This window comes from Caproiciproducens sp., from assembly GCF_053840905.1.
The window spans coordinates 43,990-65,003 of the sequence record NZ_JBNLXQ010000006.1; the positions used below are offsets into that span (position 1 = coordinate 43,990).

The following is a 21,014-nucleotide window of genomic DNA, read 5'->3' on the forward strand; positions in this document are numbered from 1 at the left end:
TTAGTTTAAACGATTGCGGCGCGCCGGTCAATGCGGATTTTGCCCCCGCCCGTTCAGTCCGTGGGCCAGGCGTTCGCCGGGATTTCAGAAGCGGCGGCGGCAGCCGCGTCGTTCGGGTCCGCCGAGGCCGCGTTCGGGTCCGCGGAAGCGGCGTTCGGATCAGCGGAGGCCGCGTTGGGATTCTCCTGGATCGACTCCCCGTAATCGTTGCTGCTCTTCTCCCCGGTGAAACCGGCCATAAAGCCGTCAAGCCGGACGGTGCTCAGGTCTCCCCCGATCACCCTGTTGTCGTAGACAAGCAGAGTGGCCCTTACCTCGGTCTCCTGCGGATAGTTTGTGACCGCATAGATCCACTGCCTGCAGGTTTTCCCCGCGTATGGGGTCAGGTCAAGCCCCTGCTCTTTCTGGATATTGTTATATTGGAGATAGACGTCATCGAACTGCGCCGGAATCGCCACGTCCTTCACTTCAATCGGTTCGGTGTTCACCTGCCAGCCAAACTGTTTCAAAAAGGAAACGCGCTGGTCGTTCGAGCCCGCGGTAAGGGTATATTTCTTCCCGTCGGCCGAAGCAGCCGGTCCGGAACGGAACAGCTTCGTCACAACGATTGCCGCGGTCACCACCAGTAAAACTGCCGCCAGACCGATCAGGATCTTTTTTCTGCCGGCCTTAATCGAAAAAATAAACATATTCCCGCCCCCTTGTATAAAGATAAATATGCGGGGAGACGGAAAAAAATGCAAAAACAGCCCCCGTTTCCGGCGGCTGTTTACATTCGTCTGTTATTCCTGCGCTTCCGCGGCCTTCGCTTCCTCAATCACCTTCTGGGCCACCTGCGGCGGGGCCTCCTCATAACGGCAGAAATCAAAGGTGAACGATCCCCTGCCCTGGGTGGACTGGCGCACGAAGGTGGTAAAATCGTGCATCTCCGCCATCGGCACCTCGGCTTCCACGATCTGCCTGCCGTTCTCCGCCGGGTTCATCCCCAGCACGCGGCCGCGGCGCTTGTTGACCTCGCCCATGACATCGCCCATGTTGGCGTCCGGCACCGTGCACTGCAGCGTGCCGATCGGCTCCAGCAGCACGGGGTTCGCGATCGGCATCCCCGCCTTGTAAGCGAGGTTCGCCGCCATTTTGAAGGACATTTCGGAGGAATCCACCGGATGGTACGAGCCGTCGTACAGCGTCGCCCTTAACCCGACCACCGGGTATCCGGCGAGCGGCCCTTTCGAAATGGACTCGCGCAAGCCCTTTTCCACCGCGGGGAAGAAGTTTTTCGGCACCGCGCCGCCCACGACGCGTTCGCCGAACTCAAGTCCCTCGCTGTCACAGGGCTCAAATTCGACCCAGATATCGCCGAACTGCCCGTGTCCGCCGGTCTGCTTCTTGTACCGGCCCTGCACCTGCACCTTCTTGCGGATGGTTTCGCGGTAAGGCACGCGCGGCTTCTGCAGCGTGACCTCCACGCCGAATTTATTCCTCAACTTGGAAATGATGATATCGAGATGCTGCTCGCCCATACCGGACAGCATCATCTGATGCGTTTCCGCGTTGGTTGTGAACCGAATGGTGGGATCTTCGTCCACCAGGCGGAAAATCCCCTGTGCGACCTTATCCTCCTCGCCCTTATTCTTCGGCACCACCGCCATGGAAAGCGTGGCGTTCGGGTAAGTGATCCCCTCCAGCGTGACCTTTCTTGCCGGAGAGCAGAGCGTGTCGCCCGTGCTGACGCCCTGCAGCTTCAGAACCGCGCCGATATCGCCGGCGCCTATACAGGGGGCGTCCTCCTGCTTCTTGCCGCGCATCATGACCGTCTTGCCGATGCGCTCCACGTTTCCCGTGCGCATATCGAGCAGTTGGGAATCCGTCGCCACTTTCCCGGAAATCACCTTCAGGTAGGACAGCTTTCCGATAAACGGGTCGGCGATGGTCTTGAACACGATTGCGGCGGCTGCGGCGTCGTCATTGACCGAAAGCTCCACCGGGTTGCCGTCCACGTCCGAGCCGATTTCCCCGCTTTTTTCCTCCGCGGAGGGCGCCAGCCAGGTCAGACCGTCCAAAAACTGCTCCATCCCCCTCATCAGCAGCGCGTCCCCGCAGAACACCGGGCTGATCGCGCCGGATTTCACGCCCTTGCTGACGCCTACGATCACTTCCTCCGGCGTAAACTGCTCGCCGGAAAAATATTTTTCAAACATTTCGTCGCTGGTCTCCGCTACGGCCTCGTAAATCGCGGTGCGCAGCCCTTCCAGCCGGGTCCCCATGTCCGGCATCTTCACTTCCACCGGTTTGCCGTTCTGGTAATCGTAGGCCTTGTATTCCAGCATGTTGATGTAGATGTTCGCCTTGCCGTCCTCGATGAACGGAACCACAACGGGGCAGACGGACGGGCCGAAGCTGGCCTTCAGGTCCTCAAACACCTTGTAGAAACGCGCGCTTTCGTCGCACAGGCCGTTGACAAAGAAAATTTTCGCAAGGCCGCGCCTGTTCGCCGCTTCCACCGCCTTTTCCGTACCCACGGACACGCCGCTTTTGCCGGAGACGGCGATCAGGACGGAGTCCGCCGCGCGGACCGCCTCGCACATGCCGCCCTCAAAATCGAAAAGGCCCGGAGCATCTATCAGATTAATTTTATGATTCTTCCATTCCAAGGGGGCCACCGCAGTCGTCACGGTGATTTTTCTTTTGATCTCTTCGGGGTCAAAGTCGCAGACGGTGCTTCCTTCGCCGACCTTGCCAAAACGGTCGGTAGCGCCGGACAGATACAGCATAGCCTCCGCGATGCTGGTTTTCCCGGCGCCGCTGTGTCCCGCAATTGCAATGTTGAGAATGTTCTTTGCATGATACTGTTTCATTATAGATACTCCTTTCAGGGATTGATTGTTACAACCATACAATTGTGCAACCAAATTTACGATAATTATAGCTTGTTTTTACAATGATTACAATCCCAAATTGCTAAAATTTCAGCTTTTCAGGCAAGAATCCGCCCCGGAAAGCCCTTTTGCCGCCGCGCGCGGCCAAAACGGGCGTTTTTCGGCCGCAAACGTAAAAAAGCCCGCCCGGAAACCGGACGGACCTTTTTACATGGAAACGAACTATTTTATGCTTTGCCCGCGCAGCCCAGAACGGCAGTGATCTTATGCGCTACCATGTCCTTGATTGCCGTGCGTGCGGGAGCAAGGTATTGTCTCGGGTCAAAATGGCTCGGATTTTCCGCGAAATATTTGCGGATGCTCGCCGTCATGGCAAGGCGCAGGTCGGAGTCCACGTTGATCTTGCAGACCGCCATCTTCGCGGCCTCGCGGAGCATTTCCTCCGGAATGCCGATGGCGTCCGGCATCTGCCCGCCGTACCGGTTGATCTGCTGTACGAACTCGGGAATAACGGAGGAAGCGCCGTGCAGCACGATCGGGAAGCCCGGCAGACGGTCGGCGACCTCCTGCAGGATGTCCAGGCGGAGCTTCGGCTTCTGGCCCGGCTTGAACTTATAAGCGCCGTGGCTCGTCCCAATCGCGATCGCAAGGGAGTCCACTCCGGTGCGCGTGACAAAGTCCTTCACCTCGTCCGGGTCGGTGAACTGGGCCTTGTCGTCCTCCACCTTTACGTCGTCCTCCACACCGGCCAGCTTGCCCAGCTCGGCTTCGACGGTCACGTTGTATTTGTGCGCGTATTCCGCTACCTTACGGGCTTCCTCCACGTTTTCCTCGTAGGGCTTGGAGGAACCGTCGTACATCACCGAGGTAAATCCGCCGTCAATGCAGTCCCTGCACAGCTCATAGGAAGAACCGTGGTCTAGGTGCAGGGCAATCGGGATATCGGGGTTTTCGATTACGGCCGCTTCGACAAGCTTTGTCAGATAGGTGTGGTTCGCATATTTACGCGCGCCCGCGGAAACCTGAAGAATGACCGGCGCTTTCAGTTCCTGACAGGCCTCGGTAATACCCTGAACAATTTCCATGTTGTTGACGTTGAACGCGCCGACGGCGTATCCCCCGGCATATGCTTTTTTGAACATTTCTACTGTATTGACCAATGGCATGGTAATTACCTCCCAATGTATGATAAGACTATTATATCCCAAAAAAAGGGAAAGGGAAAGATTTAATTTAACAACCCGCAAAATCCCCTTAAACCGGGCGTTCAGGCGTCCTTTTCAAACAGCGCCGGATTGCTGCGGCTGTAATGAAAGATGTACTGCTGGGCGATCCCGGCGTAGCGGCCGAAGCTTTCCGGCTCCCTGCCGGGAAACAGCACCCGCATCGCGCGCTTCATCCACACGTCCATCGGAAACGCCTCCAGCCGGTGCAGCCCGTAAAGCAGGGTGCAGTCCGCCACCTTCGGCCCCACGCCGTGAATCGTCATCAGGCGTTCGCGGGCTTCGGGGAGCGGCGCGGTTTTGAGCGCTTCCAGGTCGACTTCGCCCTGCGCCACCTTGCGCGCGGCGCTCAGAATGTATTTGGCGCGGAACCCGCAGCGGATTTCCGCAAGCTCTTCTTCCCGCAGGCACGCGATTTTTTCGGCTTTCGGAAAGGCGAAAAAGCCCTCCCCGATCTTTTCGCCGAAGCCGGCGCAGAACCGCGCCACGATCCCCTTGATCCGCGGGATATTGTTGTTCTGGGAAAAGATGAAGGAACACAGCGCCTCCCACGGCTCCTGATTCAGGATCCGCACGCCGGGCGCGAATCCGGCCGCCCGGGCCAGCGCGGCGTCGCCTGCCGCCAGATCCTCCCGGATTTTCCCGTAGTCGAGCGGCAGATCGAAATAATTTTGCCAGAAGGGGTCCCGCAGCGCCTGCTCCCGGTTTTCTTCAGAAATATTTAAAATCCTGCCGGAGGCGACGCCCGTGTACGAGCCGTCCCGCTGCTTTTCCCAGCGGAAGCACTGCCCGCAGTCCAGCGTCTGCTCCAGGTCGAAGCTGTCTGTTTTCTTCCCCGTAGGTCCGTCCCCCTTCCAAAGCGTTGCGCGGAAAAGCCTTTCGCCGCGGGAGTACCGAAAAGCTTGTCGGAAAAAGGGAATCCGCCTGATCGTCCGCACACATCTCAAAATGATTATAGCACAATCGGGTAAAGGTTAGAATACTGATTGTTTTTAAAGTTTTCAATGGCGGGTTGACATAATGATTTATACATTTCCTATTCACAACCGGGAAAACGGGGCGGTTTCCACACTTATTAACATTTTCAACAGAGTTTTCAACAGAGAATCGGGAGTATTCCACGACGTTATGTAAACTTCTGCAAATACTGTGTGTATAAATGGCTCCACGCCTGGAAAAAAGCGGCGCATATTCCAGCCGCTCCCTGTATAGGGGCCGAAAAGGCGGCGGCCCGTCCTGAATTTTTTGGCGCTTCAAAACGGGATTCCACGGGGATTTCTTGACCCTGCAAAAGCCGAGTTCGGCGGATTGCACAAAATATATTATAGAAGTTATTAAAATATGGCATCATTTCCGTGTGCCAAATCTGTTTTTGTTTCTCTTGAGAAAGTATAGCGCTCCGGCTTATAATCATATCAGAAATATTTCGGAACTATTGTTGAAAGGCGGAGTAAAAATGAAAGAAAAAGTTCAAAGCTTCGGAAGATTCCTAAGCGGCATGGTCATGCCGAACATCGGGGCCTTCATTGCTTGGGGCCTGATCACCGCAATGTTTATCGGCACCGGCTGGACGCCGAATGAAAAGCTTGCGACGATGGTGGACCCGATGCTGAAGTATCTGCTCCCGCTCCTGATCGGCTACACGGGCGGCCGTATGGTCGGCGGACAAAGGGGCGCCGTTGTCGGCGCCATCGCCTCGATCGGCGTGATCATCGGCGCGGACATCCCGATGTTCCTCGGCGTTATGATTATGGGTCCTCTGGGCGGCTATTGCATCAAGCAGTTTGACAAAGCGATCCAGGGCAAGGTCAAAGCTGGCTTTGAAATGCTCGTCGACAACTTCTCGGCCGGCATCATCGGCGGCATCCTCGCGATCATCGCGTTCCTGCTGATCAACCCGCTGTGCGTGGCTCTGACCAACGGCATGGCCGCCGGCGTTGATTTCTTTGTAAAGGCGGGCCTGCTGCCGCTGGCGCAGATCTTTATCGAGCCCGCGAAGGTCCTGTTCCTCAACAACGCGATCAACCACGGCATCCTGACCCCGCTCGGAATTGAGGAAGCCGGCAAGGTCGGCAAATCCATCTTCTTTATGCTCGAAGCAAACCCGGGCCCCGGCCTTGGGCTGCTGCTTGCGTACTGCATCGCCGGAAAAGGCACGGCGAAGAGCTCCGCTCCCGGCGCCGTGATCATCCATTTCCTCGGCGGCATCCACGAAATCTACTTCCCCTATGTCATGATGAACCCGATCCTGATCCTTGCGGTCATCGCCGGCGGCATCACCGGTTCCTTTATTGAGGGAATCCTCGGCGCGGGCCTGGTCGCGGCCGCTTCCTCCGGAAGCATCATCGCGTTCCTGCTGATGACCCCGAGGGGCAGCTTCCTGGGAACCATTCTCGGCGTAACCTGCGCCGCGGCGGTCAGCTTCGCGCTTTCGTTCGTACTTTTGAAGGCAACGGCGAAGGACGAAGACGACCTTGACGAAGCCAAAGACAAGGTAAAGGCAATGAAGGCCGGAAAATCCGGAAAAGCCGCGCCCGCCCTGCGCAAAGTCAACGTAAGCAAAATCGTCTTCGCGTGCGACGCGGGCATGGGCTCCAGCGCAATGGGCGCAACCGTTCTCAGCAAAAAACTGAAGGAAGCCGGCCTGGACATTCAGGTCCTCCATTCCGCGATCGAAGACATTCCGCGCGACGTTCAGATCGTCGTCACCCATCACGAGCTGATGGAACGGGTGAAGAAAGTCGTTCCGAACGCGCAGCTCGTAACCATTACCAACTTTATGGCGGCGCCGGAGTATGACGAGCTGGTCAATCAGCTGGGCGGCCTCGCTTCGGCAATATAGCAAAGAAAACCGGTTTCAATCCGTACATAAACACGGTATACGAAGCGCGCAAAAAATAGTACCATTGGGTATCAGGAGGGGTTACAAATGACTTTTACACCGCGTTTAAATCATTTGTTCCGTATTTTACTGAAAAATACGGAGCCCGTTTCCGTAAGCGAGCTTGCTTCCCTGCTGAACACCAGCAAACGGACGCTTTTCCGCGATATGGAAAACGTCGACTCCCAGCTTCGCGCCTTTCACCTGAAAATCAACGCAAAGTCAGGGGTGGGGATCCGGCTGGAGGGAAGCGAACAGGACAGGGAAAGATTTGCCCAGGCGCTGCTCAGTGAAGAGGAACCGGAACCCATGGATAAAGAATCCAGAAGGAAACGCCTGATTCTGGAGATTCTGAAAAATCAAAGCGTACAGAAGCTTTACTATTACTCAAATCTGTTCAAGGTCAGTGAAGGGACCATCAGCAATGACATGGACGTCATTGCTGACTGGTTCCGGGAAAACGATTTGGATCTGTCCCGGCGGCAGGGATACGGTGTTGCTCTGGAAGGCACCGAGGAAGCTTACCGCCGGGCGCTTTCCCAATTTATTTATGAAAATATCGACCGGGAGGAATACTGGGACACCTCTTCCGGTACCAACGGAAACCCGGCCGGGCAAATAGACGTTTATCCTCTGTTGGATGCCAAAATTTTCAATCAGGTAGTCTCCGCGCTGAAAACGATTCCGAGCAGGAAGCTGGAACGGTTCACGGAATCCTCCCGCTTCAGGCTGGTCATCTATCTTTCCATCGCGGCAGAAAGAATCATCAGGCAGAAAACCATCTCCATGGAACCGGAAACCATCGAAAAACTGAAAGCGACCGAGGACTATGTGCTCGCCGACACCATCGCGGATATGCTGGAGGATTCTTTCCAGTTCAAAATCTGCGACGAGGAAAGGGCATATATCTGTATTCATATCAAAAGCGCCAAACAAAAATATATCGATCAGAATCCGGACGACGATTTCTTTATCGACCATTATGACCTGATCCGCATGATTTACCGGATGATCGAGCGGTTCGACCCGGAAATGGCTCAGGAGCTGAAAACGGATGAGGTCCTGCTGAGCGGGCTGATTGTCCACCTGGACCCCACCCTGATCCGGCTCAAGCACAACATGGCCATCCAGAACAATATGCTGGACCAGATCCGCGCCATGTATCCGGATATCTTTGAAAAAAGCAAAAAGGCCGCGCAGGTCATCTGGGAAAGCTACGGCTTTGCCGTACCCGACGCGGAAACAGGCTACCTTGCCACTCATTTCGGGGCGGCGGTCATCCGCCTGAAAGAGCGAAAGCTCCGGCGCAAGGTCGTCACCATCGGCGTCGTCTGCGCAAGCGGAATCGGGATTTCCTATCTGATGTCCTCCCGCATCAAAAACACGTTCAAGGCGGACGTTCTGGTAAAGACCTACGCGCAGGAGGATCTGGACGAAGGGGTCCCGCCGGATATCGATATCCTTGTCTCTTCCTTCCCCCTCAGGGATGTTCCGTCCCCGTATCTGCTGGTCAGCCCCCTGCCTACGGATGAGGATCTGGAAAAGATACGCGAAGAGATCAACCGCCGCGCCTATGTGGAAACGGGCCAGCTCCCGCCTGAAACGAAGAACGGAAGCTCCTCCGGCCACCTGCACAAAACCTGGGATATGGCGGAAAACATCCAGTCCGTGCTTTCCCGGTTCGGGATTTCGTACACGGACGAGAACATCCGGTTCGCGGAGCTTGTCAATCAGGCAAGCCGGCTCTTCGGCGACAGCGACACAAACCGCAGGCTGATTTTCAACGATCTTCTCGCCAGGGAGAAAATCAGTTCCCAGGTGGTTGCCAGCTATCAGTTCGCCCTGCTCCACGCAAGGACCGGCGGCGTAAGCAAGCCGGTGTTTTCCGTGATCCTGCCCAATCATCCTCCCTTCTGCAGCGAATATTTAAAGGGCGCCGTACTGGCGGTCGTCATGCTCATCCCCACGGGCTCCGACGGGAAGGAAAACAGCCAGATGATGGGGAAGCTCAGCAGCGCGCTGATTGAAGACGAAAATTTTCTGAACGCGCTCAAATCCGGGGACCGGGACGTTTCCTACGCAAAAATACAGGAGATCCTGGAGGGCTACTTTGCGCAGAAGATCAAAGAGCTCTACCTGTGAAACCGGTCCATTCAAAGAAGGTGGTACATACATTATGTTTTTTAAGAAAAGCACAAAAAAGCCGGAGCTTCTGATGAAGCGGAACATTATCCTGAACTGCGGCGCCGAAAACAAAGAGGAAGCCATCCGGCGCGCGGGAGAGCGGCTGGTCGAAAGCGGCTATGTTGCAAAGCCCTACGTCGACGGCATGCTCTCAAGAGAGAAAAAGCTCTCCACCTGCATCGGCAACAGCATCGCCATCCCCCACGGGGAAAGCGAAGTGAAGAAGGAAATCGCATCCTCCGGGCTGGTGGTCATGGTGTATCCGGAAGGGATTCCCTGGGACGGCGAAACCGTCTACCTTGTGGTGGGCATCGCCGCGGTCGGAGACGAGCATCTGGAAATTTTAAGGAATATTGTTGAGAAGCTGGATACGCCGGAGAAGGTGGAGGCCCTTGTAAAAGGCGGGGACGCCGATCAGATCTACCGTTTATTCAGCGGCGATTGAATTTTGGCCCCCGGCCGCACGGGCCGGAGAAAGGAATTACTATGAAGACGAAAGCAGTCAGAATGTATGGAGCAGACGATTTGCGGCTTGAGGAATTCGAGCTGCCGGAAATAAAGGACGACGAAATCCTGGTCAAGGTTGTCAGCGACAGTATCTGCATGTCCACCTATAAGCTGGTAAAGCAGGGGAAAAAGCATAAGCGCGCCCCTCAGAATATCGACACGAATCCCGTGATCGTCGGGCATGAATTTGCCGGCGACATTGTAAAGGTCGGGGCAAAGTGGCAGCAGGAATTCACCCCGGGCGAAAAATTCGCCCAGCAGCCCGCCCTGAACTACAAGGGGAGCCTCAACTCCCCGGGCTATTCCTACGAATTTTTCGGCGGGGACTGCACCTACTGCATCATCCCGCACGAGGTGATGGAGCTGGGCTGCCTGCTGCACTACAGCGGCCCCAGCTACTTTGAGGCCTCGCTCGGCGAGCCGATGTCCTGTATCATCGGCGGCTTCCACTCCAACTACCACACCAATAAACATAATTACGACCACGCCTCCGGCGTCAGGGAAAACGGCGCGCTCCTGATCATGGGCGGCGCGGGACCCATGGGCCTGGGCGCGGTGGAATACGCCATCTGCCTTGAGAAAAAGCCCCGCCTGGTCGTTGTGACCGACGTCAGCGAGGACCGCATCGCGCGCGCGGAAAAGGTGGTCCCGGTTTCCAAGGCCGCCGCGCAGGGCGTAACGCTGAAATACGTCAATCCGAACCAGCTGAAGGACCAGTTCGAGGGCCTGAAAGCGCTGACCGGCGGCAAGGGCTACGACGACATCCTCGTCATGGCGCCCATCCGTCCCCTGGTAGAACAGGCGGACAGCCTGCTTGCCTTTGACGGCTGCCTCAATTTCTTCGCCGGCCCGACGGACAACAAGTTTTCCGCCAATATCAATATGTATAACACGCATTACATCAGCACCCACATCATGGGCTCCACCGGCGGCAACACCGACGACCTTGTGGAAGCGCTCGACCTGTCCGCCGCCGGAACCGTCAACCCCTCGGTGATGGTCACCCATGTGGGCGGGCTGGACTGCGTCGCCGACGCAACCGAAAACCTGCCCTCCATCCCCGGCGGCAAAAAGCTGATTTATACCCATATCAACCTGCCGCTGACAGCCATCGACGATTTCCGCGCCCTGGGCGAAAAGGATGAGCTGTTCAAAAAGCTGGCGGACAGCTGCGAAAAGCACAGCGGCCTGTGGAACAGCGAAGCGGAACAGATTCTGTTTGCGCATTACGGGCTGAACGGCTGAAAACTGATCCACAGAACTTAAAATGTCAGGCGTCGGGAAATCGTGCAAGCGCAGCCAACGCAGGAAGCAAAATGTAAAACAATTTTGCGGCTGCGCGGTTTTATCGTCTGCCTGAGACTGCGGGGGTACACACCATTGATTTATACCGTAACATTTAATCCCGCGCTCGATTACATCACGGATGTCCCGGATTTTCGCGAGGGCGAAATCAACCGGAGCAGCGGTGAAAAGATTCTGAGCGGCGGAAAGGGGATCAACGTCTCGATTGTGCTGAAAAACCTTGGGATCGACAGTACGGCGCTCGGCTTCATTGCCGGATTTACCGGGGATGAAATCGAACGGGGCGTGCGGTCCTTCGGCTGCAGCACCGATTTCATCCGGCTGGACGGCGGACTGTCCCGTATCAACCTGAAAATCCGCTCCAAACGCGAAACGGCGGTAAACGGCGGCGGCCCGCCCATCCCCCCGGAAAAAGTCGGCGAGCTGTTTTTGCAGCTCGGCTCCCTTTCCGACGGAGATATCCTCGTTCTCGCGGGAAGCATTCCCTCCTCCCTGCCGGCCGACACCTATGAGACCATCATGGATCGGCTGCAGGAAAAAAAGATCCGCATTGTGGTGGACGCCACCGGACAGCTTCTCCTGAATGTCCTGAAATTCCGGCCGTTTCTGATCAAGCCCAACCGGGAGGAACTCGAAGAGCTGAGCGGACGGGCGCTGAAAGGCGAAAAAGAAATCATCCTGGCCTGCAGGGACCTTCAGGCGCTGGGCGCGTGCAACATCCTTGTGTCGCTGGGCGGCGACGGCGCGATCCTTGTCAGTGAGACAGGCGGCGTTTACCAGAGCGCGGCCCCGCGGGGCAGGGTTGTCAACACCGTCGGCGCGGGGGATTCCATGGTGGCCGGCTTCCTGGCGGGATACCTGGCAAACAGGAGCCTTCTCGAAGCCTTCCATACCGGGATCGCCGCCGGCAGCGCCAGCGCGTTTTCCGAAAACCTCGCGACCGGAAAAGAAGTTTCCGTTCTGCTTAAAACAATAAAGGGGTGAAAAAAGATGAAAGAGTTCCGCTATGTCATTCAGGATAAAGAAGGAATCCATGCCCGACCCGCCGGCCTTTTGGTTCTGGAAGCACAGAAGCACGCCTCGGAAGTCACCATCGGCAAAAGCGGGAAAAAGGGAAACGCAAAAAAACTGTTTTCCGTTATGAGCCTTGCGGCCAAAAAGGGCGAAGAGGTTACGGTTACGGTGGAAGGCTCCGACGAGGAGCAGACAGTCAGGGATATTCAGGCCTTTTTTAAGGCAAATTTATAAGATTACAAGTTTTCATGATGATATCTCCATCTCACGCACAATTCCTTCCATCTGGAGAGACCGGCTCCAATGCTTCCGCATTGGAGCCGGTCTCTTGCTCTATTCCTCCGTATCCGCAATTTTGCCGCCGCACAGAACGACCTTGCGGTCCTGTATCCTGTAGGTTCCGTCCCTGACATAGGTAAGGGTGGGCACCTGCAGATAATGCTCCCAGCCGCGCCCCGCGAGCTCGGTCTTTACAACGCCGTACCGGTTCCCCCTGGCCTCGATCACCTCGCCCCCGCCGACATAAACGCCGATGTGGCCGCTCCTGTGGACCGCCAGCCCCGGGGTGTCCGGCATCGCGGAAATATCGCCCCTGACTTCGGCCGATTCGAAAAGGCCGTCCGCCGTACAGTCCGGCAGAGCGCCCGGCCGCTTTGCGGAGATTTCCCCCGTCGACTCGTCCAGCCAGCAGTACGCCTTGATCAGCCCGCTGCAGTCGAAGCCCGGCCTCCCCCCGAAATTCAGGTAGATGGCGTTGACCTGCTCCCCGCTCAGGTCCGCCCGGTCCACCCCGTCGAACCGCCGCTGCTGTTTTTGCAGAAAAGGCATCCGGATCGTCTGGCCGACCGCCCCGTAAACGTAGCCGCTCTTGCAGGCCAGCGCGTTCCAGGCGAAATTGGCAAGGCCGATATTGTTTTTCCGCCCGTCCCCGCTTTTCAGGTTTTTTTGCAGCAGGGAAACGGAATCGACGTACCCGGGCGTCAGCTCCGCGCTCATGCCGGCAATGGACTTTCTCTGCGCGCTGTCGACCGAAAGGCCGAATTCCAGCTCGATCCCCTCAAAAATCCCGTCCGTATCCTCAAGGGGCACGGGCGTATCCTTTTCCTCTCTATAGAAGCATTTTACAAGGCGTTCCCTCACGTCGCTTTTGTCCGGGTACCGGCTGTTGTCGAACAGGGTGATGTAGACGGCGTACAGCAGCTTCGTGTTGATCTGTTCCCCCTGCGGGGTACGCAGAAGCACCTGTGAAACCAGGGGCCTGAAATCCTCCGACACCGTTTCCAGCGCGTATTCCCTCAGCCTTCCCTTCTGCCCGGCGCAGCTTTTTACAACGGAAACGATCAGAAGAAGCGCCAGCAGCAGGATGCCGGCAGCTGCCCAAACCCGTTTTTTTATAAAAATTCGCGGAATACTATGTCTTGTGACGATCATGATTGCCGTACCTCCTGAATCTTACCTATTCACGGGCGGAGAAAAGTATGAGCAAACCGGAAAAGTTTTGAAGTTCCGCGCATTGACGGGCATGTCTATATCTGCTAAAATAGAAAATGTATAGTTAATTTGAAATTCAAAGCAGGCGGGGAAAATCCGCCCTTTCCCGGAACTCCGGGCGAATTTTGGAAGATTGTGCCATATTTATGAAAACAGGGAGTAAAAATAGATGAATGAAGAGAAAAAGCAGCGCGGCGACGACATTATCGCGGGAAGGAACGCCGTGAGCGAAGCCATGCGCAGCGGGCGCAGCATCGACAGCCTTTACGTCGTCCGCGGGGCGCACACCGGCAGCCTGAGCGCGCTGATCGCCAAGGCAAAGGAGAAAGGGATCGCCATTAAGGAAGCGGACGGCAAAAAGCTGGATTTCCTGTGCGGCAACGCCAATCATCAGGGCGTGGTCGCCGTGGCGGCGGTCAGGGAATACGCGACCGTCGACGATATTTTCCGGCTCGCCGAAGAGCGGAACGAGCCCCCGTTCATCATTGTGGCGGACGAGCTGGAGGACCCGCACAATCTGGGCGCGGTCCTGCGGGTGGCGGAATGCGCCGGCGCGCACGGCGTCATCATTCCCAAGCGGCGTGCGGCGGGTCTGACCTACGCGGTCGGAAAGGCCAGCGCGGGCGCGGTGGAATACGTTCCGGTGGCGAGGGTGACGAACATCACCGCCGCCATCGACGAGCTGAAAAAGCGCGGCGTCTGGATTTACGCCGCCGATATGGACGGAGAGCCCTGGTGCGGCGTGGATTATTCCGGCCCGGCCGCCGTTGTGATCGGCTCCGAGGGCGCGGGCGTCGGTCGGTTGGTAAAAGAAAAATGTGATTTTGTCATATCTTTGCCGATGAAGGGTAAAATAAATTCGCTTAATGCTTCGGTCGCCTGCGGCATCATCTGTTATGAAATTGCACGCCAGCGCAGTGGGATTAAGACAAAATAATACAGGAGCGATCAATATGGGCGACAAACAAAAAGCTCCGCGCGACAAATTTTCGTTAGACGAGATTTTAGCGGAAGCGCGCACTTTGGAAACAGGAAAACAGGAGCCTGCGCCCACCGAACAAAAGGCAAAGGCTGTTCCGGGACGAAAAAAGGCGGTTGCCACGCCGGAGGAAATTGCCCGGCAGGCAAAAATCGCTCTGGACGCAAAAGTGTCCTCTCTGCCGGAGCACCCCGCCGCGCCGGAACCGGAAAGAACCAAGGGCCGCGGCAGGGGACTTTTCAAACGCCGCAAACGGGACTTTCCGGAGCCGGAGGAGGACCGGGACATTTACTACGGCCTCCAGCTGCGGTCGCTGGAGGATTACCGCGAAGAATACGGAAAAATAGAGACCCCCGTGCCCCGTCCGGAAAAGAAAGAGGGAGATCCGGTCTTTTCCTATCTCTTCAGCGAAACCGGCGACGACGTGGTGGACGACGAGGTTGCCAAACGGTTCGAGCGCCTTCACAGCGAACGCAAAAAGCGTGTGAAAAAAATCATGAGCCAGGTCGGCCTGGATGAGGACGATATTTTTTCCCTGTACGAGGACCAGCCGTCCGGCGAAGGTCCGAAGGCGAAAGAACCGCCGCCGGAGCCGGAGGAGCCCCAGGAGCCGTATGCTCCGACCGTGATTCCTCCCGCGCCGCAGCCCGCCCCCGGCCCGGCTCCCCAGCCAAAGCCGGAGATAGCGCCCGGCCCCGCGCCGCAGCCGGAAATACGCGAGCCTCACCCGGAACCGGTGTTCCAGCCGTCGGCCCCGCCGATGACCCCGCAGACGCCGTTCCGGCCCGACGCCGTTCCTTCCATCCGCTGCCGGCTTCCGGAAGAGCCGGTCAAGGAGCCCGTGGCGGCGCCGGCGGTAAAGGAAGAGGTTCCGCTCCCGCCCCCCGTCAGGGAACCGGACAAGCCGGTGCCGCGGTCGGCGGAAAACGTCCGCGGCTACCGGGCGGATTTCAGAAAGCCCGTTCATTTTATCCAGCTGAATAATTATGAGGAAGTTTTGTCTGAAGCGGCGGCGGGCTATCCGCCCGCCAAGCCGAAGCAGCCTCCGCCGCCGATCCGGATTCCCGTCGAACCGTCCGGCGGCGCGGGCGTTCCGGAGGAAGGCGCGGAGCGGACGGAAGATTTTTCCGAGGAAGCTCCGCAGCCCATCCCCTTCCCCGAGCCCGTTCCCTCCCTTGCTGTGGATCCCGAAGAAGGGGAGGCGCCCGAAAGCTCTTTGCGGCCCGAGGAACCGGACGGAACCAAGCCGGCGAAAAAGAAGAGCTTCAGCGTGTTTGGAAATGAAGAGGAGGAAAACGACTCCACTGACAACCTGCCCGGCGAACCGGAGGAGCTGGACGACTACCAGAGTCCGTCGGACGCCCCCTCCATCTTCCACGACCTCAGCGCCAATATCCGGACGCTGTATCTCCGGCTGGCCGTTGCGGGCATCAGCTTTGCGATTCTCCTGATCTTCGGTATCCTGCGGGATCATTCCTCCCTGCTGCCGGAAATGGTCCGGGACTGGACGGGAGCGCAGCCGTACATAATTCTGAACCTTGTATTCCTGCTGACCGCCACCGCTTTCAGCATTACGCCCATCCTGAACGGATTAAAGGGGCTGGTCACGTTCCAGGCAAACGCGGACAGCGGCGTCGCCGTTGCGGATATCGCCGCGCTCGTCCAGAATATTTCCCTGCTGTTTTCCGTGCAGAGCCTGCAGGCGGGAAATCTGCATCTGTACTCCATCCTTGTGGTCATGGCCCTGTTTTTAAACGCCGCGGGGAAGCTCAGCTTTGCCAGGAGGATCGACCGCAATTTCCATTTTGTCGCCGCGCCCGACCAGAAACAGGCCGTGCAGCTTTTTGACGACCACAACATCGCGCTGCAGATGACGAGCGGCTGCGTGATGGACGCGCCGGTCGTCGCCTATCAGACAAAGACGAATTTTTTAAAACAGTTTTTAAGCCTTTCCTATGAGCCGGACCCAAGCGAGCAGTCCTCGCAGATAGCCGCTCCCATCGGATTCGTATCTTCTCTCATACTGTGCATCGTTACGCTCCTGTTATTTAAGGATATTTTCAGCGCGCTGACCGCCTTCGCGGCCGCCGCGTGCGTCTGCGTCCCCTTTGTCAATATGCTCAGCGTCAACCTTCCGGTCAACCGGGTCAGCCGCATCGCCGCCCGCTGCGGCGCGATGATCGTCGGCTATCCGGCGATCGACCGGTTCAGCGGGGTCAACGCCGTGCTGGTGGACGCGAAAGAGCTGTTCCCCAAGGGCACCGTCGTGCTGAACGCGATCAAGACCTTCGGCGGGCAGCGCATCGACGACGCCATTGTGGACGCCACCGCCCTGATGTGCGCGGTGGGCGGGCCGTTAAGCGACCTGTTCGACCAGATCATCAAGAGCCGCCGCGACATGCTGCCGAAAATCGACAATACGGTCTATGAGGACGACAAGGGCGTTACCGGGTGGGTTTCCGGGCGAAGGATTCTGGTGGGCAGCCGAAAACTGATGGAAGCCCACGGTATTGAGCCGCCCTCGCGCGACTATGAGGAAAAATACATCCGCACCGGAAAGAGGATCGTTTATCTGGCCTCCGGCGGGGAGCTGGTCGCCATGTTCGTTGTCTCCTACAATTCCGACCGCCGCCGCGCAATGGAGCTAAGGCGCATGGAGGACAACGGCATCAGCCTGATCGTGCGCACCTGCGACCCGAACATCACCCCGGCTCTGCTCGCGGAATGCTTCGGGCTGGACGAACACTCCGTGCGCGTACTGCCGGAGCGGCTGGGGAGCCTCTATACCGAAATGACGGCTTCCCCGCAGGAACGCTCCGAAGCGGTCATGGCCACAAAGGGCAGGCCGACCGCCATGATGCGTCTGCTGACGGCGTGCGTCCGCCAGCGCAGCAACATCTCCATCGCGCTTGCCCTGCAGAACGTCGCGGTGATTCTCGGCTTTCTGCTGGTCGCGTTTTTGACCTGCTACTCGGGGCTTGGCCAGCTGACCGTCACCGCGCTGATGATTTACGAGCTGTTCTGGGCGGCAGCAATCCTGATTGTGCCCAGGCTTCGCAAGCCTTGATTTTGACACGGATTGTGAGAGCGAACATATGAACAAAGACCTTTGCAAGCGCATGGCGATGGTGTGCGTCGGCACCCTGATCATGGGCTTTGCCGTGTCCCTTTCCGTATATGCCCGCCTGGGAACGGACCCCTGCACCTGTATGAACACCGGGCTGGCGCATCTGCTCGGCATGAGCTTCGGCGTATGGCAGCTGATCATGAACAGCATCGTGCTGGTTTTCACCTTTTTCTTCGCCCGCGACAAGATCGGCTTCGGCACGATCGTCAATATGGTCGCCATCGGCTTTCTGGTGGATTTTTTCAGCTGGCTCTACACCTTTTTCCTGCCGCCGGAGCCGCCGCTCTACCTCAGGATCGCCTGCATGCTTCTGGGCATCGGCATTCTCGCTTTTACCGCCGCGCTTTACATGTATCCCGATCTGGGCGTTTCACCCTACGACAGCATCGGCTTCATTCTCGCCCGCTTCCTTCACGCGCAGTACCGCTGGTGCCGCATCGGTTACGACGTTACGGCCGTCCTCCTCGGCGCTTTTTTTGGCGGCGTGGCGGGGATCGGCACCGTCATCACCGCGTTCTGCATGGGGCCGCTGATCAAATTTTTCGGCGACCGGATGCCGAAATGGTTTCCCCTTGAAGGGAAACCCCCGATGAGCAAATAAAAAAAGACCCGAAAAAACGGGCAGTGAAAAAAGAGACCTCCTGTTGTAGAATGGAAACTACGACAGGAGGTCATTTCATGCCCAGAAAATATACAAAAGTTGAAATTCTAAGCGAAGAGATGTTTCGGCGCGCGCCGCTTTCCGCGAACCGGCTATTCCAGAAAGCCGTCGATGATTTTCTGCGCTCCGGCGTTGTCGTCGGACACGCACAGGACGACATATTTTCCGCTTTTCACCAGAACGGGCGATTTCAGCTTCGCCATTTCCTGCGGCTGATAATCCGTGAAACCGGCCCGCTGGTCTTCTATTCTGTTCTGCGCGGCCTCTTCCACCTTCCCGGCGGAAGCTTCGTCCTTCGCTTCAAAAACCGCCACTTCCTCCGCCGTGGCCCCGGTGCTTTCATAAACGTCCGATCTGGAAACGGTGCTTTCGTCAAGCCCGTACAGCTTGAGCGCCGTTTTGCCGTCGAGCTTCGACATTTGATCCGCAAACCGGATCGAGGATATCAGTTTTTCCGCAGCCTCCCCGGTGTCCACCGACTTCGGGGCGCCCGCGGCACAGCCCGCCGCAAACAGCAGCGCGCCCGCCAGAATCACCATGATCGCTCTCTTCATTTTCTTCCTAATCCCTTTCCCCATTCGTGTGCGTCCGCAAATACTCGCACCATTTTTTACAGTATTCCCCATTCAAATGCACTCCGTCGACCGAAGCGTCTTCGGGCAGGTTTCCCTCCGAATCGGAAACCGCCGTATTGACCGCGAGATAGCGCACCCTGCTTTTCGCGGCCATCTCCTCGATCGCTTGATTGTAGGCTTCGATTTTCTGGTTGTTGTACACCTTATCCGTTTCGGATTTTTTCGCCGTTACCGGAAGGATGGACTGCACGTAAATCACAGCGCCCGGCTGGCTGGTTTTGATTCCGTCAATGACCTTCTGGTAGTCCTGAATAAAGGTGTTGAAGCTGCTCCAGCCAAGCTCGTTTACGCCCAGCATAATATAGATTTTCCCGTATTTCTCTTCTTTAAGCGCCTGCATCACCGGCAATTTTTTACCGTGGATTTCAATGGACGGCTTCGTGAAGATCGTGCTGACCATCAGCCCTTTCACGGCGTAATAGGTCGCGTTGTCCAGCCCGTCGTAATTTCGCAGCGCCTCCGTACGGCTGTCCCCGATCAGCAGCGCGTCGTCAAAATATCCCGTCGGAGCGACGGCGTCCCGCGGGGTGCTGCTGAGCGGTACGGCGGGCGACGAAATCACCTCGGGCGGATGGCTGGCCGACGCCGACTCCGCCTTTGACGGGCTGCTGCTGGCCGGCGGCGCGCTGCTCACCGTCTCCGAAACGGAGCTCTGCGTCCGCGAGGCGCCGTGGGCCATCTGGCCGATTCCCCGGAAGGCGGCAAAAGCGCCCAGCCCGATCAGATACAGGACCCCGGCCAGAAGGATGCAAATGACCAATCTCCGGAAAAAGCGCCTTCTCTTGTATTGTTTGTACCTTGTAACCTGCATATAACCGCTCCCCGCGTTTACTGACAGCCATTTGCAAAATAAAGTGACGATATTTCAAACGGTTTTTCTGATTCCCCATTAAAAAAGCCGTAATTCGATACTCCCTCTTGATTTGTTGCGCTCACTGCCGTGCTTATTCTGGAACGTTCGAACAGGTTTTATTATACCCCAAAACCTGTTTTTTGGGAAGTACAAAACAAGGGTATGACAAAACTGTCATGCCCTTGTAATCATTGTTATCATTTGCTTCGGATTGTCACAGACCTGTAACGGTTGCTTCTTCCAAAAGCTTATTTCTGCGCCTCGAAAACCGCGACCGCACAGGCCACCGTAGCGCCGACCATCGGGTTGTTGCCCATGCCGATCAGGCCCATCATTTCCACGTGCGCGGGAACGGAAGAGGAGCCGGCAAACTGAGCGTCGCCGTGCATGCGTCCCATGGAATCCGTCAGTCCGTAGGAAGCGGGGCCGGCGCCCATGTTGTCCGGATGCAGGGTGCGGCCGGTGCCGCCGCCGCTGGCGACGGAGAAATACTTCCTGCCGTTTTCCTGCGCCCACTTCTTGTAGGTGCCGGCGACCAGATGCTGGAAGCGGGTCGGGTTGGTGGAGTTGCCGGTGATGGAAACGTCGACGCCCTCCGCCTGCATGATCGCAACGCCCTCGCGGACGTCGTTCGCGCCGTAGCACTTGACCGCCGCGCGCTCACCGTCGGAGAAAGCTCTTGTCTCAACAACCTTCAGCTCGTCGTTGAAGAAGTCGAAATCGGTCTTTACATAGGTAAAGCCGTTGACTCTTGAAATGATATACGCGGCGTCCTTGCCGAGGCCGTTCAGGATGATCCGGAGCGGCTCCTTGCGGGCGCGGTTCGCGGTGCGGGCAATACCGATGGCGCCTTCGGCGGCGGCAAAGGATTCGTGGCCCGCGAGGAAAGCAAAGCACTTCGTCTCGTCACGCAGGAGCATGGCGCCCAGGTTGCCGTGGCCCAGGCCGACTTTTCTCTGCTCGGCGACGGAACCGGGAACGCAGAACGCTTCGAGGCCTGCCCCGATCTTTTCCGCGGCCTCTGCGGCGGACTTTACGCCGGTCTTGAGGCCGATCGCGCAGCCGAGGGTATAGGCCCAGCTTGCGTTCTCAAACGCGATGGGCTGTACGCCCTTGACAATTTTATCTACATCGATTCCTTTGGAAAGGCAAAGGTCGCGAGCGTCTTCGAGGCTGGCAAGGCCATACTCGGCAAGACACTTCTCTATTTTGGCCATTCTTCTTTCTTTTCCTTCAAACATGACATCGTTAGCCATATAGTTTGTCCTCCTTTATGGT

17 protein-coding genes are annotated in these 21,014 nt (G+C 57.2%); 9 read left to right on the top strand and 8 right to left on the bottom strand.

Annotated elements, in window-relative coordinates:
- Window positions 1-53: 53 nt before the first annotated feature.
- The 4 genes from ACQGQ5_RS07570 to ACQGQ5_RS07585 all read right to left on the bottom strand — a co-directional run bounded on the left by ACQGQ5_RS07570 (window position 54) and on the right by ACQGQ5_RS07585 (window position 5,037).
- The gene (locus tag ACQGQ5_RS07570) at window positions 54-689 is read right to left on the bottom strand and encodes a DUF4830 domain-containing protein (RefSeq protein ID WP_455735922.1); all 636 of its coding nucleotides are present in this window, start codon (window positions 687-689) and stop codon (window positions 54-56) included.
- 93 nt (window positions 690-782) lie between these two features.
- Window positions 783-2,855: an elongation factor G gene (locus tag ACQGQ5_RS07575; protein WP_455735923.1), complete on the bottom strand. Its 2,073-nt coding sequence runs from the start codon at window positions 2,853-2,855 to the stop codon at window positions 783-785.
- A 248-nt stretch (window positions 2,856-3,103) separates the two neighbouring features.
- Window positions 3,104-4,042, bottom strand: a complete 939-nt coding sequence (gene fba, locus ACQGQ5_RS07580; RefSeq protein WP_455735924.1) for a class II fructose-1,6-bisphosphate aldolase — start codon at window positions 4,040-4,042, stop codon at window positions 3,104-3,106.
- Between the two features lie 101 nt (window positions 4,043-4,143).
- Window positions 4,144-5,037 (bottom strand): DNA-3-methyladenine glycosylase family protein, encoded by an 894-nt coding sequence (locus ACQGQ5_RS07585; protein WP_455735925.1) that lies wholly within the window; start codon window positions 5,035-5,037, stop codon window positions 4,144-4,146.
- A gap of 518 nt (window positions 5,038-5,555) precedes the next feature.
- Between ACQGQ5_RS07585 and ACQGQ5_RS07590 the strand changes: the two genes are divergently transcribed.
- From ACQGQ5_RS07590 to ACQGQ5_RS07615, 6 genes are all read left to right on the top strand, one after another.
- Window positions 5,556-6,941 (top strand): PTS mannitol transporter subunit IICB, encoded by a 1,386-nt coding sequence (locus ACQGQ5_RS07590; protein WP_455735926.1) that lies wholly within the window; start codon window positions 5,556-5,558, stop codon window positions 6,939-6,941.
- A gap of 87 nt (window positions 6,942-7,028) precedes the next feature.
- On the top strand, window positions 7,029-9,122 hold the full coding sequence (locus ACQGQ5_RS07595) for a BglG family transcription antiterminator (RefSeq protein WP_455735927.1): 2,094 nt from the start codon (window positions 7,029-7,031) through the stop codon (window positions 9,120-9,122).
- Between the two features lie 34 nt (window positions 9,123-9,156).
- A complete protein-coding gene (locus ACQGQ5_RS07600; protein WP_455735928.1) occupies window positions 9,157-9,609 on the top strand; it encodes a PTS sugar transporter subunit IIA in 453 nt (150 codons plus the stop codon).
- A gap of 41 nt (window positions 9,610-9,650) precedes the next feature.
- The gene (locus tag ACQGQ5_RS07605) at window positions 9,651-10,916 is read left to right on the top strand and encodes a zinc-binding dehydrogenase (RefSeq protein ID WP_455735929.1); all 1,266 of its coding nucleotides are present in this window, start codon (window positions 9,651-9,653) and stop codon (window positions 10,914-10,916) included.
- A gap of 135 nt (window positions 10,917-11,051) precedes the next feature.
- Window positions 11,052-11,960 carry a 1-phosphofructokinase gene (gene pfkB, locus ACQGQ5_RS07610; protein ID WP_455735930.1) on the top strand — a complete coding sequence of 303 codons (909 nt, stop codon included), beginning with the start codon at window positions 11,052-11,054 and terminating at the stop codon, window positions 11,958-11,960.
- A gap of 6 nt (window positions 11,961-11,966) precedes the next feature.
- The gene (locus ACQGQ5_RS07615) at window positions 11,967-12,224 is read left to right on the top strand and encodes an HPr family phosphocarrier protein (protein ID WP_444658845.1); all 258 of its coding nucleotides are present in this window, start codon (window positions 11,967-11,969) and stop codon (window positions 12,222-12,224) included.
- Window positions 12,225-12,323: 99 nt separating this feature from the next.
- On the opposite strand, the gene ACQGQ5_RS07620 is transcribed toward ACQGQ5_RS07615, so the two are convergent.
- The gene (locus ACQGQ5_RS07620; protein WP_455735931.1) at window positions 12,324-13,421 is read right to left on the bottom strand and encodes a hypothetical protein; all 1,098 of its coding nucleotides are present in this window, start codon (window positions 13,419-13,421) and stop codon (window positions 12,324-12,326) included.
- Window positions 13,422-13,650: 229 nt separating this feature from the next.
- Here ACQGQ5_RS07620 and rlmB point away from each other — a divergent pair, with 229 nt between their 5' ends.
- Genes rlmB through ACQGQ5_RS07635 form a run of 3 tightly spaced genes read left to right on the top strand, consistent with a single transcriptional unit; the run spans window position 13,651 to window position 18,188 of the window.
- Window positions 13,651-14,418, top strand: a complete 768-nt coding sequence (gene rlmB, locus ACQGQ5_RS07625) for a 23S rRNA (guanosine(2251)-2'-O)-methyltransferase RlmB (RefSeq protein ID WP_455735932.1) — start codon at window positions 13,651-13,653, stop codon at window positions 14,416-14,418.
- Between the two features lie 16 nt (window positions 14,419-14,434).
- A complete protein-coding gene (locus tag ACQGQ5_RS07630; protein WP_455735933.1) occupies window positions 14,435-17,527 on the top strand; it encodes a hypothetical protein in 3,093 nt (1,030 codons plus the stop codon).
- A 28-nt stretch (window positions 17,528-17,555) separates the two neighbouring features.
- Window positions 17,556-18,188 carry a YczE/YyaS/YitT family protein gene (locus tag ACQGQ5_RS07635; protein WP_455735934.1) on the top strand — a complete coding sequence of 211 codons (633 nt, stop codon included), beginning with the start codon at window positions 17,556-17,558 and terminating at the stop codon, window positions 18,186-18,188.
- Between the two features lie 152 nt (window positions 18,189-18,340).
- Here the strand turns inward: ACQGQ5_RS07635 and ACQGQ5_RS07640 are convergent, their stop codons facing one another.
- The 3 genes from ACQGQ5_RS07640 to ACQGQ5_RS07650 form a co-directional block, all read right to left on the bottom strand.
- Entirely contained in the window at window positions 18,341-18,826 is a 486-nt protein-coding gene (locus tag ACQGQ5_RS07640; protein ID WP_455735935.1) for a DUF4358 domain-containing protein, read from the bottom strand.
- Window positions 18,810-19,643, bottom strand: a complete 834-nt coding sequence (locus tag ACQGQ5_RS07645) for a GDSL-type esterase/lipase family protein (protein WP_455735936.1) — start codon at window positions 19,641-19,643, stop codon at window positions 18,810-18,812. Before ACQGQ5_RS07645 ends, ACQGQ5_RS07640 begins: the two co-directional genes overlap by 17 nt.
- Before the next feature lie 341 nt (window positions 19,644-19,984).
- A complete protein-coding gene (locus tag ACQGQ5_RS07650; RefSeq protein ID WP_455735937.1) occupies window positions 19,985-20,992 on the bottom strand; it encodes a GGGtGRT protein in 1,008 nt (335 codons plus the stop codon).
- Between the last annotated feature and the right edge of the window lie 22 nt (window positions 20,993-21,014).